13 protein-coding genes and 1 riboswitch are annotated in these 14,697 nt (G+C 62.1%); of the genes, 2 read left to right on the top strand and 11 right to left on the bottom strand.

The genetic code is table 11. From position 1 onward, the window contains the following. Positions 1 to 248 precede the first annotated feature (248 nt). The 10 genes from AYK65_RS25955 to AYK65_RS25905 form a co-directional block, all read right to left on the bottom strand. On the bottom strand, positions 249 to 1,157 hold the full coding sequence (locus AYK65_RS25955) for an AraC family transcriptional regulator (protein WP_026616641.1): 909 nt from the start codon (positions 1,155 to 1,157) through the stop codon (positions 249 to 251). Between the two features lie 227 nt (positions 1,158 to 1,384). Next, a complete protein-coding gene (locus AYK65_RS25950) occupies positions 1,385 to 2,293 on the bottom strand; it encodes a helix-turn-helix domain-containing protein (RefSeq protein ID WP_034885772.1) in 909 nt (302 codons plus the stop codon). Positions 2,294 to 2,421: 128 nt separating this feature from the next. After that, on the bottom strand, positions 2,422 to 3,321 hold the full coding sequence (locus AYK65_RS25945; protein ID WP_420810267.1) for a helix-turn-helix transcriptional regulator: 900 nt from the start codon (positions 3,319 to 3,321) through the stop codon (positions 2,422 to 2,424). A gap of 479 nt (positions 3,322 to 3,800) precedes the next feature. After that, positions 3,801 to 5,717, bottom strand: coding sequence for a D-apionate lactonase (gene apnL, locus AYK65_RS25935; protein ID WP_081161890.1), 1,917 nt, complete (start codon positions 5,715 to 5,717; stop codon positions 3,801 to 3,803). Continuing rightward, on the bottom strand, positions 5,714 to 6,748 hold the full coding sequence (locus tag AYK65_RS25930; protein WP_081161887.1) for a Gfo/Idh/MocA family protein: 1,035 nt from the start codon (positions 6,746 to 6,748) through the stop codon (positions 5,714 to 5,716). The genes apnL and AYK65_RS25930 overlap by 4 nt, the downstream gene beginning before the upstream one ends. 4 nt (positions 6,749 to 6,752) lie before the next feature. After that, a complete protein-coding gene (locus AYK65_RS25925; RefSeq protein WP_026616637.1) occupies positions 6,753 to 7,817 on the bottom strand; it encodes an ABC transporter permease in 1,065 nt (354 codons plus the stop codon). Beyond that, positions 7,817 to 9,361, bottom strand: a complete 1,545-nt coding sequence (locus AYK65_RS25920; protein ID WP_081161884.1) for a sugar ABC transporter ATP-binding protein — start codon at positions 9,359 to 9,361, stop codon at positions 7,817 to 7,819. The genes AYK65_RS25925 and AYK65_RS25920 overlap by 1 nt, the downstream gene beginning before the upstream one ends. A 2-nt stretch (positions 9,362 to 9,363) precedes the next feature. Then, entirely contained in the window at positions 9,364 to 10,008 is a 645-nt protein-coding gene (locus AYK65_RS25915) for a DUF2291 family protein (protein ID WP_026616635.1), read from the bottom strand. 73 nt (positions 10,009 to 10,081) lie between these two features. Continuing rightward, the gene (locus AYK65_RS25910; RefSeq protein ID WP_081161881.1) at positions 10,082 to 11,023 is read right to left on the bottom strand and encodes a D-ribose ABC transporter substrate-binding protein; all 942 of its coding nucleotides are present in this window, start codon (positions 11,021 to 11,023) and stop codon (positions 10,082 to 10,084) included. A gap of 71 nt (positions 11,024 to 11,094) precedes the next feature. Then, entirely contained in the window at positions 11,095 to 11,922 is an 828-nt protein-coding gene (locus AYK65_RS25905; protein ID WP_081161879.1) for a phosphogluconate dehydrogenase C-terminal domain-containing protein, read from the bottom strand. A gap of 125 nt (positions 11,923 to 12,047) precedes the next feature. Then, positions 12,048 to 12,125: riboswitch (Fluoride riboswitch) on the top strand. Between the two features lie 181 nt (positions 12,126 to 12,306). Here AYK65_RS25905 and crcB point away from each other — a divergent pair. After that, a complete protein-coding gene (crcB, locus tag AYK65_RS25900; protein WP_026616632.1) occupies positions 12,307 to 12,696 on the top strand; it encodes a fluoride efflux transporter CrcB in 390 nt (129 codons plus the stop codon). 106 nt (positions 12,697 to 12,802) lie between these two features. Here the strand turns inward: crcB and AYK65_RS25895 are convergent, their stop codons facing one another. After that, positions 12,803 to 13,213 (bottom strand): helix-turn-helix domain-containing protein, encoded by a 411-nt coding sequence (locus AYK65_RS25895; protein ID WP_026616631.1) that lies wholly within the window; start codon positions 13,211 to 13,213, stop codon positions 12,803 to 12,805. Positions 13,214 to 13,526: 313 nt separating this feature from the next. Between AYK65_RS25895 and AYK65_RS25890 the strand changes: the two genes are divergently transcribed. Next, positions 13,527 to 14,528: an AraC family transcriptional regulator gene (locus AYK65_RS25890; protein WP_046117170.1), complete on the top strand. Its 1,002-nt coding sequence runs from the start codon at positions 13,527 to 13,529 to the stop codon at positions 14,526 to 14,528. The last annotated feature ends 169 nt before the right edge of the window (positions 14,529 to 14,697 follow it).

Genomic DNA, 14,697 nt, shown 5'->3' with positions numbered 1-14,697 from the left:
CGTTGGCTGCGGAGTTGCAGCGTGAGAGGTTCGACTATGCCCAAGTCCGGCGGTCCCGTTCTTGTAGCCTTCGATTGATTTTTGTAAATTTCGATCGCTGTGTTTCGAGCGGCCTGACCGAGAGCTGACACAGCGGCTCATCCCTTGATAATCAATGGCAATGTCTCGATCGAAATGCGGCAGCAGGCGAGATCGTCTTTGTCGACGCCCACTTCGTCGCGAGGGCATTTTTCTTTCGAGCGGGCCCGCTACGACTGTCGGCTTCGCCGCCAGGCCCCCGGCGTGGCTCCGGTCGCATGCAGGAAAGCGCGCGTGAAATGGCTCTGGTCGGAAAAACCGCAGAGGCAGGCGATCTCGCTCAGCGGCGCCTGCGAGAACTGCAGCAGGTGACGGGCCTTTTCGATCCGTTGCTGCTGCAGCCATCGGTACGGCGTCTTGCCCATGGTTTGGCGAAATGCCCGAAGAAACGTTGCCTGTGACAGGTTGCAGGCCGAGGCCAGATCCTCGACCGTCAGATCGCCGCCAAGCCTGCTTTGGATCAGATCCCTGATCGTCCGCTGGGCCCGCACGGAAAGCCGCCTTCCGCCGCGCGTCATTCCGGCGTGTCCGTTGCCGTATTGTTGCACGACATGAATTCCGATCGCCGCCGAGAGCTGGTCGACGAACAAGGCACTCCTGTGGGCCTGCCCGTCCATTGTGGCAAACAACGCGCCGAGCATGCCGCCGAGAACGGGATCGGGGCGCTCGGCGACGGCATGCAATTCACTGACACCGGCAATATCCGCCGCGTCCGCGATCCGCTCCAAGGCATTGCGACTGACTTCGAGCAGCATGAAGTCGAAGGAGCCGCTGAGGTCGGCCCGATAGTCATCCGCGAAATCCCGGACGTAGATGGAGTTCTCGTCGAAATCGTGCACCGTCGAGTGGTGCTCCTTGTGTATCCGGCGCTTATGTCCGCCGGATGCGGAAAGACCGATCAGATAGCCCCGCCCGCTACCCGGCGTGCTGACCCTGCCGGGAGGGCCCGAAGACGATCTCTTGTGGTGAAAGATCAGGTTGCGGTCTTCGATCGTGCGGTCGTCGTCAAGCTTGTCCAGGGAACAGCCGAGGCTGTCGCGCACCGGAGAAGCCTTGGCATTCGAAGAAGCGCTCGTCATTCCTCATCCTGCAAGTTGAGCCGATGCAACTCGAGAGACTGTTTCCTCGAAACGCTCGGATCGACGGCAAAGGCATGGCTTCGCCGTCGAGACCCCGTTCAGGTCCGGACCGCCGTCCATCATCGCCGGGAGCAGACGAGCTTTCTTGTATGAAACGCGCGTGTTTTGAACATGGTTAGCCTTCTGCGCTCCCCGCGAGATATCGGCCGATTGAAGCCCGAGCCGCCTCAAGCGCCAAGCTGATCCAGCGGGGCGATGCCTGGGCGGTTTCTTCGTCGGAAGCGCGCAGGCGTTTCACCGGTCAAGCCGGTGAAAACTCTGGTCATATGGCTCTGGTCGACGAAACCGCAACCGATCGCGATCTCCGCGATCGGCAGATCCGCCCGCAACAGTTCCTTAACCCGCGACACGCGGTATTCGGTCAGCCACCTGGAAGGGGTCCGGCCAAAACTCTCCTTGAACGCTTTGTTGAAATAGCTGCGCGAAAGTTCGCAGAGAGAGGCCAGATCCCCGATCGACAATGGCTTGTTGAAATGAGCGGCAAGAAATTCGGTTGCGAGCCTTTGCTGCCAGGGGGCAAGGGTCCCCTTCTTCTCGGCCGGAAAATGCAGCCCCCCATAGGTTTGGCTGAGATGCGCCAGCACGGCGAGATTGATCTGTTCCAGAAACAGGGGATTGGCATGTTCCGGATCATCGAGCGATGGCAACAGGGCTTGAGCGAGACCATGCATGACGGGATCGATGCGACCTTGCACGCAAGCAAGGGCCCTATAATCGCTGCGCCCCACCTCGTCCGCGAAGGCTCGCATGCGAGAAAAGGGGATGTGGAAGCGGACATTGTCGAACGGCGAGAGGTGGTGACACTGCCAACGGTCGCGCAAATCGGTGATCGCGAGCGAAGCCTTCGCGTGTCCGCCGTCGTAAACCAGCTTCCCGCTTCGCCATAGGCGATGAGCATCGAAAGCACGCAAATGAACGATGACGCTGAATGCATCCGCGCAGGGGATGACGGGCGCGACCTCAAGATCGAATCGATCGGAATAGGTCCTCGTTACCGTGATTTCGCCACAGGCGATCGACCGCACGATCGGCTTTGGCCGATGGCCAGTGGTACCTGATCCCTCAAGCATCGCCATCGGCGTAGATCTCCGGATGTTCGGTTCGATGCGGTGTGCAGCGCAATGATGCACGGATGCTATTACGGTTCGTCGTCAGGATACAGGGCATATCTTTCATCGCAATTCGCGTCGGTCCCATTGCCCGATCAATGGAGCGAACGGCGGCCGGATTGGGTGGCACCCACTATGCGGCGAAAGACCCTGACGAAATGCTCCTCATTCGTGAAACCACACCGTGTCGCGATCTCCGAGATCGGCAGGATACGTTCGGCGAGATACTGTTTGGCGCGTCCGATTCGATGGCGCATCAGCCACTGAGACGGTGTCTGTCCGGTCACGCTCTTGAAACCATCGACAAACTCACGGGTTGCAAGGCCGGCCGCGGAAGCTGCGGCCGCAATCGGGAAATCCTCCCCCAGGTTGTCGATCATGAAGTCCTTGGCTGCCTTCTCCTGCCAAACCGATAAGCCGACGGCCGCAGAACACGCTCCCGCCGAACGATCGCCGTGGTGTTGAAGTAAATGTGCGCAGATCGCGACTGCGATGTGCTGCAGCGCAGGACTGCCGGCGTTTCCGTCCTCGAAAAACGGCAGTAAGGCGGCCCCGATATGGCGCATGATGTCGTCATGCTCGCCCCGCCGGCATCTGAGTCCGGTCTCGTTAGGGGCACGCGGAAACGCGGCTACTTCTCGAAACAGGCTACGCGGCAGATAGAAGGCAAGGGATTCGAGATCGCTCATCAGGCGAACGCTGGCACCCCGCGCGAGATCTACGAGGCAGATGGACCCTTGCCGATATCGCCGGACTTCGCTCTCGGTTCCATCGGCCCCGATATCGCAATGATGCGCTTCCTTGAGGTAAAGCATCAGGAAGTAGGCGTCGTCAGGAGGCAAGACCACGACTTGGCCGGCCTGTCCAATCAGCCGGTGATGCAGACGCGTCACGGAAAATCGAGCGTTGCGAATGGGCCGAGCCAACAGACACGGGGCATTCGGCAGACCGAAGAATGCTCCGACGTCCTGTTCCGCTGTCGTCATAGGCTTCAACGACACCTCCAGCTATATCCTACTGCATGTGTCCTTAAATCGTTGCCGATTTAAGGACAAAAACATGCAGCAATTCAAAGTGCTACAGCGTCCTTTGTGCGCCCGAAAGACGCGAGGCCCGTAGTTGCGACAGCCGTTTGAACGTGTCCGGACTTCGGGGCGGCCGCGCGACGATGCATTTGCAATTTTCGACGATCTCTGGCGCAAATGCGTCCCTATAGGCTGTCGCCATCCGTTTCGGAAGTAAGGATGCCCGCCGCCGGACTCGATTTCTTGTAAGTATTGCTCCTCCTTTGTTCAAAGGACATGCCTTGCTGAGAAACATGTCCAGTCGTGCGGCATTGATCGGCTCGGACGAGACGCTTTACAAGGATCCGTTGGTCACGGTGTGCGGCGCCCCGTCGAGGCGTGCCGCGGAGCAGCTAACGAATGTGTGCAAATGCTTTCCAGCTTTTCCGAGCCAAGCGGCCGATAGACCCTCAAGCCGTGACGATGCGGGCAACCGCATAGCCGGAGAGCACGATACTCGCCCCCGCATGCGCCCTCGCCTCCGGCTCCTTCGCGCCTTCGCGAAGCCAGGCTTCGTCGAGAACGGTGAGTCTTTGTCCGCCGGATTCGGGCAGCGTCACCGTCTGAAGATCGGGCGTCAGGTTGGCGAGCAACAGGCTCGTTGTGCCGCCGACGGCCGCACCGAGGCCGAGCACTCGATCGGGCGCCGATGTGTCGACCGCGATCCGCTCGCCATCCGACAATTGGGCGAGCCAGCGCAAGACGTGGAAGAGGGGTCTCGGTCTGCCCGCTTCGGCCGGCTCGCCGGCGCCGGCAAGCAGTCCGAAGGGGCCGGCAAGCGTCGAAAGCGTCAGCACCTCCGGCTCCGCCCCCGCGACCGTTGCCGCGTAGGCGAGCGTCCAGGCGGCACCGAACAGAGCGTTGTGGCGAGGGTCTCTATTCGCCATAGCGATGCGCTTGCCGAGTGCGTTGTCCTTGGTCGCGCTGCCATAGGGGTTCTGGCGCATGGCGATGGTGGAAGGACCAATCCGATAGGGTTTTCTTCCAAAGATCGCCCGGACGGACCGCGTCACATCGCCGAGCGCCTCGAAGGTCTGCATCACGCTCAGATCGTCGGCCGCATGAACAATCGGGTTGGTACAATGGGAGACGTAGGCGAGCCGCTCGGCCGGCACGCGCTTGCGGTTGAGCTCGGTGAAATAGCTGAACATGCCGCCGCCGAGCGGTACGCCCGGGAAGGCCACTTGCGCCGCCGCATAGACCTCTTCGAGCGGCGGGCACTCCGGCCAGGCGCTGCCGGGCGGCGTCGATTGCCGATCGACCGAGGGCGACACGGCGATGCTCGCCAGTTCAAGGCCGCTCTTTCGGACCATGTCGGCGATTTCACCGAACTCGTCGGCGAGCGCGCGTTTGCAAGGAACGAAGCATTCGAGTGTCACCGCGCAAGCCGACGCCTCCGCTATCTGCCGGAAGTGGCTGAGCGCTGCCGCTCCATGGCCGGCATCTGGATCGAAGTGACAGATGAGATGCCGCGCGCCCAGGCGCGTCAACAGCCCCACGTTGCGAAGGTCTTCGCCCGCCGCATCCGGCCGCAGGCCAATGCCGATCGCGGGTAACGATCCTGCGTCTCGTCTGACGGAAAGGCTGATCTCGGCCGGCGCCTCGGCCTCCTTCACGATCGCGTCCGTTTCACGGAAAGTAAGCCGCACGCTTTGCCGGACCGTCTCGCCGGCTTCGAGCACATAGGGCCAGGGCAGGGCCAGCGGACGCACATAGGTCTTGTAGGAACCGTCGGTCCAGTTCCGTTGGTCCTCCATCTCGAAGACGTCGCCGATCATGCGGCACTCGGCCTTAACACCCGGCAGCACTTCGTGCGTGATCGCGGCGATATCCTTGAAAGGCTGCCACGGCTCGATGAGGTCGGGAAAGACCGATTGCTCGATCGAGCCGTCGCCATGCTCGACCTCGACCGGCCGCCCGGCAAAGCCGACGATCGGGTGCAGGACGGCAAAGCCTGCGCGCGCCGTCTCGAAATCTCGTTCCGGCGTGAAGCGCGCATCGAAGAGGAGACCATCGGGTCCAAGTTCGATCGTCGCGCGACAATCGAGGACGGCCCCATCGGGCGCCTTGAAGCGGGCGGTGTAGCGAATGCGCGTGCCGCTCGCCCCCTCCTCTACGTTCAGGCCGTCGATCTGCGCCTCGCAGGTTCCCCAGTCCCGGTCCCGCACGAGGAAAGAGATCGCCCTCAGCACTTCCCTGCCGGCAAAGCGGATCGTGCGCAGGTTGCCACCGACGAGATCGGCGCTGAGCCGGCCCACCTCTATCCGCCGCGCTTCCGGCTCCCTTTCATCGGTGCCGAACAGGAGAAAGGCGCGGGACGGCGTCATCCGAGGAACTCCGCCAATGGGACCGTCCGCCCTTCGGCCGCGCCGCGGTAGGAAGCCTCCACCAGCGCAAAGGTCTTGAGGTTGTCCCGGCCGGAGGTCTCGGGTTCACGCCCGGCGCGCAGGCATTCTATCCAGTGTCCTTGAATGAGTGCCACGCTTTCCTGAATGTTGTGCCAGGGAGGCGAGGCCCAGGGGAGCAGGCGCGGTTCCACACCCTCGACTCTCGTAGCGTCGCGCGAATGAACGGAAAGACGATAGCCTTGCGACAGCCGCAGCGTGCCCTTGCTCCCGTCGATCTCGAGCAATGTTTCGGGGAAAGGCTCGATCGGCAATTTGGTTGCGTAGCTGCAATCGACGACGGAGGTGACGCCGTCCTGGTGATCGAGCAGCATGGTCGCCACGTCCTCGCCGGCGATGTCGGGGTTGACCCGCTGCGTGCGGGCCGTCACAGCGGTGGCGTCGCCGAGAAGGAAACGGGCAATGTCGAGTGCATGGATCCCCAGGTCCTCGACGATGAAGCGCTTGCCGGTCGCAAGATAAGGTTGGCCGGAGAAGACGTCATAGGCCGAGCGAAAGCTCACGCGCCCCCAGAACACCTCGCCGATGGCGCCGCTATCGATCGCTGCCTTCGCGGCGCGGATCGGCGACTGCCAGCGGAAGTTCTCGTGTACCATGAACGGCACGCCCGCTTTCGCGCAAGCCGCGACCATCGCCTTCGCGTCTTCCATGGACGCCGCGATCGGCTTCTGGCAGATCGTCGCAACGCCGTGCCGCGCGGCCATTTCCACGAGCGTCCGGTGACTTCCGACCGTCGTCGCGATGTCGACGAAATCAAAGCCGCCATCGGCAAAAAGGTCCTCGGCGGACGTATAACGGCGCGTGATGCCGAATTCGTCACCGACGGCCCTCAGCCTGGCCGGATCGCGGTCACAGATGGCGACGATGCGCGCGCCCTCCGCGTCGCGCCAGCCATGCATCTGATTGACGGCGAAGAAGCCGCAACCGATCAGCGCGCCCTTCAGTTCCGCCATGTCCTCACCCCTTCTTTGCAAGCTGCATCAGCGTCACCTGCTGCTGCAGCCGGCGTTGCGCCTGATCCACGACGACGGCGACGATGATGACGATCCCCTTGATAACCATCTGCCAGAAGGAGGAGATCCCCATCATGACAAGGCCGTCGGAAAGGATGCCTATGACGAAGGCGCCGATGATCGTGCCCCCGATCGTGCCACGGCCGCCGGACATGGACGTGCCGCCAAGAACGGCCGCGGCAATGGCGTTGAGTTCGAAAGAATTGCCTGTCGCCGGGTGAGAGGCCATCAGTTCCGACGAGACGACGAGGCCGACGATCGCCGCGCAGAAACCGGAAAACATGTAGACGAACATCTTCACACGGCCGACGCGGATGCCGGACATACGGGCGGCTCGCTCATTGCCGCCGACTGCGAAGATATGGCGGCCGATCGGGGTGTATTTGGCAACGTAGGCAGCGGCGAGCGCAACGACTATGAGAATCCAGATCGATACCGGCAAGCCCAGAAGCCGGCCGGAGCCGAGGAAGGCGAAGCCAGTCGTCGAGAGCTCCGGCTTGCCGACGAGATTCGGGAAGGTCTGACCGTCGGAGGAGAGCAGCGCGAAGCCGCGCGCGACATAGAGCGTACCGAGGGTGGCGATGAAGGGCGCGACGTTGAGCTTGGTGATCAGCAAGCCGTTGATCGCGCCAATGACGATGCCGACCGCAAGCGTGATCAGGCAGACCTCGACGACGTTGAAATAGATCGTGTAGCCGAACTGGAGATCGATGCCGTGGAGGATGAGGCCGCCGGTGACCATGCCGCAGAGCCCGACGATCGAGCCGACCGAAAGGTCGATGCCGCCGGTGATGATGACGAAGGTCATGCCCATGGCAAGGAAGGCGTTGAGCGCCACGTGCTTCGCCATCAGGATCAGGTTCGCGGTCGAAAGAAAGTTCGGCGCGAAGATCGAGAAGAAGGCGATCACCGCGAAGAGCGCGATGAACGTCCTCAGCTTCATCAGTGTGAGCAGGAGCGAGCCGCTTGCGGCTTCGGGGGCGTTCGTGGTCGTCGTTGCCGTCGTCATCAGGCATGTTCCCTTGTCGTCTTATGGCCTTCGGCCGAAGCCGTCACGATCATCTCTTCCGTCGCCTCCGCCCGGTCGATGACGGTGACGAGACGTCCATTGCTCATCACTGCAATGCGATCGGAGAGCGCCATCACCTCTTCGAGATCGGAGGTGGAAAAGAGGATTGCGAGCCCCTCGCCTGCGAGCCGCCGCATGGTGCGGAACACGTCCGCCTTGGCGCCGACATCGATGCCTCGGCTCGGCTCGTCCATCAGCAGGACCTTCGGCCTAGTCATCAAAGCCTTTCCGATGACCACCTTCTGCTGGTTGCCGCCCGACATCGAGGTCACTTCAAAATCCGGATTCGGCGCCTTGATGGAGAGATCGCGGATCGCCGCCGTGATCGCCGATTGCTCCTTTTCGCCGACAATGTGGAAGCCGAAGCGGACAAAGCGATCGAGGCTCGCGAGCGTCAGGTTGCTGGCGATAGAGAGCGCCTGAACGAGCCCCTCGCGCTGGCGGTCCTCCGGGATGAGTGCAAGGCCCGCCCGGATCCTGCCCGATGTATCGCTCGCATCTATTTCGGTCCCATCGACATAGATCCGCCCCGAGGAATGCCGGTGCTGTCCGATCGCGCATTCGAAGAACTCGCTTCGCCCGGCGCCCATCAGCCCGTAGATGCCGAGCACCTCGCCGGCACGCACCGAGATCGAAACGTGGTCGACGGCAAGACCGCCCGTCCGGCGCGGAAGGCAGATCTCCTCGGCGCGGAAGATCTCCGCACCCAGCCGATGCTCGACCGACTTGGCGAAGTCCTTGGCATCCGAGCCGATCATGGAGCGGACGATCCATTTGGTATCGATGTCCTTGACCATGGCATGGCCGGTGATCTGGCCGTCGCGCAAGACCGTGATGTAATCGCCGATCCGCATCAGTTCCTCGAGCCGATGCGAGATATAGACGATCGCCACCCCTTGCGCTTTCAGCTCGCGGATGACCTTGAAAAGGACGTCGACCTCCGCCGCCGAAAGCGCCGAGGTCGGCTCGTCGAGAATGAGGATCCGCGTGTCGAGCGAGATTGCTTTCGCGATCTCCACAAGCTGCTGCTGGCCGATCGGCAGGTCTTCGACGAGTGTCTCGGCGTCGATGCCGGCATCGAGCCTGTCGAGAAACTCTGTGGCTTTTGCGATTTGTGCGCGATGATCGATGCCGCGGAGCCCACGGGTGATTTCGCGCGTCGCGAAGATGTTTTCGGCGACGGAGAGGTTTCCGAAGAGATTGAGCTCCTGGAAAACCATGCCGATGCCGTGGCGCTGCGCATCGGCGGGCGAATGGAACTCCACCTCCTTGCCGTCGAGCAGGATGCGGCCGAGCGAGGGCTTTTCGACGCCGGCGATGATCCGCATCAGCGTCGACTTGCCGGCGCCGTTCTCGCCGACGAGCACGTTCACCGCGCCGCGCCTGAGCGCGAGGTTCGCGTGGCGCACGGCGACGATGCCGGAATAGACCTTCGTCACATCGTCGAGCCGCAGGACGCAATTGTCGTCGTCAATCGGGCCCATGATCAGCCCTCCACCGTCAACCGGGCCGGCGCCACGAGGGGCAATTGCCCTTTGGCAGGCAAAGGGTAGGCGCCGACGGCCTCGATCTTCTTGCCGACCAGACCATCTCGGGAGAGCTTCTCGAGCACCAGGCCATTGACATGCGTGTTGAAGGCTTTGCCGTATTGCGCCCACTCGATCTGATTTTTGAATTCGTTGAAATTCACGAAGTCGAGGCTGTCGCGGATCGCCGTGCCGCGGATCGCGGGTCCGATCTGAACGCGCGCGTCAGCCTTGCCGTCGCCATCCGCATCGACTTCCACATAGGCCGAGCGCGACTTCGTCTCCGCAGCGACGATGGTGCCGGAAAGACGCGTAGCGAATGTCCAGGGAGCGCTCCCCTGCTTTTCCTTGTGGCCGTATTTGGCGCCCGCCGCATCGGGATCGCTTGCGGCAAGGGCCGCGACCTCCGGGAACGGCCCTGCTTTTTTATCGAGATAGGGCAGCACCTTGCTGTCCCATATTTCGGCGACCATGCGGTCGGGAGCGAAGCCGCCGGTGGCGGCCTGCGCGGCTTCCTCGCTGGTCGGCGTTTTGATGATCTTGCAGCTCGAAAGCGCCATCGCGCCGGCAAGGACAAGCACGGCCGCGGCCTTCAAATTCCGCATTGCAGTCTTACTCCACGACAGGACAGAGGGACGCGCGCGACGGCAACCGCCGTCACGCCCGTCCTTTCGACGATCAGTTGGTGAGCGCGAACGTCTCGAGCTGGTCGGCGTTTTCGCTGGTGATCAGCACGCAATCCATGAGCTGCTTTTCTTCGACCGGCTTCTTGCCCGTGGTGATGTATTCGTGCGCCTGCTGCACGGCCATCTGCGCCTGCGCATAGGCCGGTTGCAGCACGGTCGCCTTGATGCCGCCGGACTTGATCGAGTCGCGAACGTCGTTGGAACCGTCGAAGCCGACGACGATGACATCCTTGCGGCCGGCCGCCTGCAGAGCGGCAATCGCGCCCATGGCCATCGTGTCGTTGCCGGAGATCACGCCCTTGATGTCGGGGTTGGCCTGAAGGATCGTTTCCATCTTGGCGTAGGCCTCGGTCTGGCTCCAGTTCGCCGACTGCTGTGCTACCATCTTCATCTCCGGATATTCGTCGATGACGTCGTGATAGCCCTTGGAGCGGATGCCGGCATTGAGATCGGACTCGCGCCCGAGCAGCTCGACATAGTTGCCGGATTCGCCCATCAGCTTGACGAACTCCTCGGCGCCGAGCTGCGCGCCCTGGTAATTGTTGGAAACGATCTGCGAGACGGCGACCCCAGTCGCATTGATTTCGCGGTCGATCAGGAAGGACGGCACGCCGGCATCCTTCGCCTTCTGGACGGCGGCGATCGAGGCTTCCGAGCCGGCATTGTCGAGAATGATTGCCTTCGCGCCGCGACCGATTGCGGTGTCGATCAGTTGCGACTGCTTGTTGGCGTCATCGTCGTGGACGAGGACCAGCGTCTCGTAGCCGAGTTCCTTGGCCTTCGCCTCGGCACCCACCGCTTCGGCCTTGAAGAACGGGTTGTCGTGGGATGGCGTGATGATCGCGATGAGATCGACCGCGTAAGCCGGAATGGCCGAGCTTGCCGCCAGTACGGCCGCAAAAGCGGCCATGGTCATTCTGCGTGTCAGTTTCATTGAGTCTCTCCTCCCTGGTTTGAAAAATGGCCGAAGCCGTCCTCACCGGCTCCGGTAATCCGCTAGCGCCGTCAGGTGATGCGGCGGATGCTGTCGGCGATCTCCTGCGGTTCGAAGACGCGCTTCCAGTCGTCGCGCATCAGCATCGGCTTGCCGAACTCGATCGCCTTGTTGCAGGCGTCGGAGAAGACGCCCTCGACCTCATCGAAGATAACGGCGCCGAGCACGTTCATGTGGCCGAGCAGGAAGTCTCGCGCCGCTTCCTTCGGCACACCGCGGGCGACGCATTCGTCCATCGCCTCGCGCATGACGACGAGGAGCGAAGCGCAGACCGTTTCCGACAGGCCGGGCTCGAGGAGCGCCATCTGCTCGACCGTGACGCGGTGCGAGCGCATGACCGGCGCCCAGATGATCTTGGCGATCTCCTCGCCCTTGGCGTAGTCCGCCTCCGGGCCCTGCATCAGCGCGGACACAATGTGCTGCTTGGCGGCGATGCCGCCGAAATGGTCCTTGCGTGCGGCGAGCTCGGTCTCGTCGTTGAAGATGGGCGGATGGCAGGGATGCGTGACGAAATAGGTGAGGTCATCGCGTTTCGGCAGATGGCCAGCAAAGGGAGCCGCGGCATCGAGAACCATGACCATCGTGCCGGATTTCAGCTTGTCGACGATGGCAGCGGCCACCTTGCCGATCACCGTGTCCGGCACCGCGAGAATGACCACGTCGGCACCATCGAGCGCCTTGTCGGCCGGGACGGTCGACAGCCCCAGTTCCTGCTCCAAGCGCGCCTTGCCGACCTCGCTCACCTCGACGTGCCGCACATCAAAGCGCGAGCCTTTGAGGTTCTTGGCCAGACGGCAACCCATTTTTCCGCCGGCGCCGAACAGGGCAATCGAAGTCATTTGCGTCTCCTTCCAGTCTGCTGATCACAGCGATAGCGAAACTGGTATGATGAGTCAATGAGCATATCAGATGGGCGCCGAAGAAAATGGCGTTGTTGACAGCGCCGACCTCACATCTATAAAGGGAAGCTATCGGCAATGGATTCTGCCGGGCCGCGAGGCCGAACCGCTTCCCCCTGGAAGCTGATGACTCCTACTCACGACCGCGTTTGCGAGCGAGTGGAGTCATGCCGGGAATTCACGCTTTCCCCTTGCACGTTTGCGGTGTTCAGGCTTGCTGCGGTCCCTTGCCATGAATGCGAGCGGCGGCAGCAACACAGAAGTTAGCTGCGGCCGTTCAAGACAGGCGCGATGGGCGGCCTCAAATCATCAAGGACTTTGCCGATGGCCTACTTGTTTGTTTTTTTAGGTGCCGGACTGGGTGGCGCGATGCGCCACGGCGTAAACCAGGTCGCTGCGCTTCTGTTCGGAGTCGCGTTTCCCTACGGCACATTGACGATAAACGTCGTCGGCTCATTCGTGATGGGCGTGCTTGCCGGATATTTTGCGTTGCGCGGTGAAGCTCCGCAGGAGGTGCGCCTGTTCCTCACCACTGGCATTTTGGGCGGTTTCACCACCTTCTCTACCTTCTCGCTCGATACCATCGCCCTTTGGGAACGTGGGGAATGGCTCGCCGCGGCCTTCTATGCCGCCTCCTCCGTGGCCTTTTCGCTTCTCGGCCTCGTGGCCGGCCTCATGCTTGTTCGGCTTCTTGCGCAGGGCCAAGCGGTGTGAGCGTCTCGGCGAGAAGCCGGATGGCTCGGCTTTCCTCGCGATCGCTGGAGCGGCATGCGCTCACTTCGCAGCATTGCCGTCGCTGAGTTCCGTTGAACGCGACCGCTCAGGTATTCGCCAAGGCCTTCACCAGAGCGACGATTTTCCGACGCAACCGCGCATCGCGCAGCGTAAGGAATGCCCGATTGAGCGCCACGCCTTCCTCCGTCGACAGGAATTGCAGCATCTCTTCACTTGAGAAGGCCGCTTCGTTCAGTTCCCCATCCGTCTGGGGCGCAGGCGCCCCCTCGAAGAAGTAAGCGACCGGGACGCCCATCGCCTCAGCCGCCCGTTGAAGGCGGCTGGCGCCGACGCGGTTGAGGCCCTTTTCGTATTTTTGCACCTGCTGAAACGTCACGTCGATCGCTTCACCGAGCTTCGTCTGACTCCAATCCAAGGCCAGGCGACGCAACCGAATACGGTTGCCCACGTGCACGTCGATGGCGCCCGGTTCTTTCTTGTTCGTTCGGCCCTGCATTATCCCCTCGTTGTTGTATCCGGGCGTAAACGTGCATTCATTCAAACACTAGTTGAACGATCCCTCAGCGCTGAGCAATTCAGTACAAATCGGCCTCGATGAGATTCGATCTCGGATTGATGGCACGTCGCACTTGAATATGCCGTCGGAGATACAAAGGACATACGAAATCGTCTGCGGATATATCCTATTGACGCATGATATATCCGTTGGGCGACAATATTCTTCCGCCAAGATGGCGCGTTATAGCCGATGATGCTTACTCCTTTCGAGCCAGATCAGCCGCTGGCGCAATCTGGTGGTCGGGAGTCGCATGTCGCAAAGCGGAACGGGGCGGATGTCGCATCAGTCGGGTACGGTATTTCAGGGCAGCGATCCGGATGAGCTTGCGGCGGTACTCTCGACGCCGCGCTCGCCGATCGTGGTCGAGCCGCTCGGCAAAGGACCACTCGCCTTCCACGGCGAATTCTTCTCCGCCGGGCCGGTAACCTTTGGGCATTGCGCCTACGAAGGCGATATCCGTTGTAAACGACTGGCTGGGGGCCAGCGGCTACTCGTCTTCCTGCCACTCGACGGCGATGCTCTCTTCGAGGTCGGCGGCAACGAGCTTCACTCCACGCCCGGTCGCGCGACGATCGTCGACGGTGCGCGCAACACGCATGGCCGTCTTTATGGCAACCGGCGGCATCTCACCGCATTTATCGACAACGACAGGCTCACGGCCCTGCTGACGTCCCTGATCGAACGTCCGGTCGGCGACAATCTGGACTTTCGGCCGCATCTCGATCTCGGTGCCGGCGCCGGACTGACGCTGATGCAATTGGTCGAGACTGCCTATCGGGGCTTGCAGGGGAGCGCGCCGCTGCGGCGGGCTCCCTTGGCGCTCGGCGCTCTCGGCGACGCCATCGCCCATCTGCTCCTCGAGGCCGTTCCTCATCGCTATTCGGATGAACTCGCCCGCCCGCCTGCCTTGCCCGCCCCGCGCCATGTAAAATGGGCGATCGAATTCATGCAGGCCCACCTCAGCGACCCCATCACGATCGCCGACATTGCCGTGGCGGCGCGAGTGAGCGTGCGCACGCTGCAGGAGGGCTTCCGGCGCTTCCGGACGACGACGCCTATGGCCTATCTACAGGAACTGCGCCTCGCCGCCGTCCATCGCGAGCTCACCGATGGGCCCCCTACGGTGACCGTCGCCGATGTCGCGTTGCGTTGGGGTTTTACCCATCTCGGCCGCTTCGCCGCCGAATACAAAAAGCGCTTCGGACAGTTGCCGTCGCAGACGCTGCGCAATGGCTCGGACGTCGGGCGGTGAAGCCACCCGCCCCAAGGCTTTTGTACCGCCGGTAGAACGCACGCTACGCGCCGCCATTTCCTACTACTTTAGTCCAGCTTCCCTGCCTTTCGGGCAATGCGCCCACAATAGCAGTTTACGAACCCGCTAATATACGCTTATTAGTATGACAATTGGGAGCTGCGGCGGG

It is taken from the genome of Ensifer aridi, from assembly GCF_002078505.1.
In the GTDB taxonomy this organism is placed as follows: Bacteria; Pseudomonadota; Alphaproteobacteria; order Rhizobiales; family Rhizobiaceae; genus Sinorhizobium; species Sinorhizobium aridi.
The sequence above is the reverse complement of the archived record's forward strand: the minus strand, read 5'-3'. Positions and strand labels throughout refer to the sequence as shown.

Bases quoted from the DNA above. Each gene is read 5' to 3' on its own strand.
- AYK65_RS25905 (WP_081161879.1), bottom strand. From the start codon at position 11,922: ATGACTTCGATTGCCCTGTTCGGCGCCGGCGGAAAAATGGGTTGCCGT.
- AYK65_RS25930 (WP_081161887.1), bottom strand. From the start codon at position 6,748: ATGGCGGAACTGAAGGGCGCGCTGATCGGTTGCGGCTTCTTCGCCGTC.
- AYK65_RS25955 (WP_026616641.1), bottom strand. From the start codon at position 1,157: ATGACGAGCGCTTCTTCGAATGCCAAGGCTTCTCCGGTGCGCGACAGC.
- apnL (WP_081161890.1), bottom strand. From the start codon at position 5,717: ATGACGCCGTCCCGCGCCTTTCTCCTGTTCGGCACCGATGAAAGGGAG.
- AYK65_RS25895 (WP_026616631.1), bottom strand. From the start codon at position 13,213: ATGCAGGGCCGAACGAACAAGAAAGAACCGGGCGCCATCGACGTGCAC.
- AYK65_RS25925 (WP_026616637.1), bottom strand. From the start codon at position 7,817: ATGACGACGGCAACGACGACCACGAACGCCCCCGAAGCCGCAAGCGGC.
- AYK65_RS25915 (WP_026616635.1), bottom strand. From the start codon at position 10,008: ATGCGGAATTTGAAGGCCGCGGCCGTGCTTGTCCTTGCCGGCGCGATG.
- crcB (WP_026616632.1), top strand. From the start codon at position 12,307: ATGGCCTACTTGTTTGTTTTTTTAGGTGCCGGACTGGGTGGCGCGATG.
- AYK65_RS25950 (WP_034885772.1), bottom strand. From the start codon at position 2,293: ATGGCGATGCTTGAGGGATCAGGTACCACTGGCCATCGGCCAAAGCCG.
- AYK65_RS25910 (WP_081161881.1), bottom strand. From the start codon at position 11,023: ATGAAACTGACACGCAGAATGACCATGGCCGCTTTTGCGGCCGTACTG.
- AYK65_RS25890 (WP_046117170.1), top strand. From the start codon at position 13,527: ATGTCGCAAAGCGGAACGGGGCGGATGTCGCATCAGTCGGGTACGGTA.
- AYK65_RS25920 (WP_081161884.1), bottom strand. From the start codon at position 9,361: ATGGGCCCGATTGACGACGACAATTGCGTCCTGCGGCTCGACGATGTG.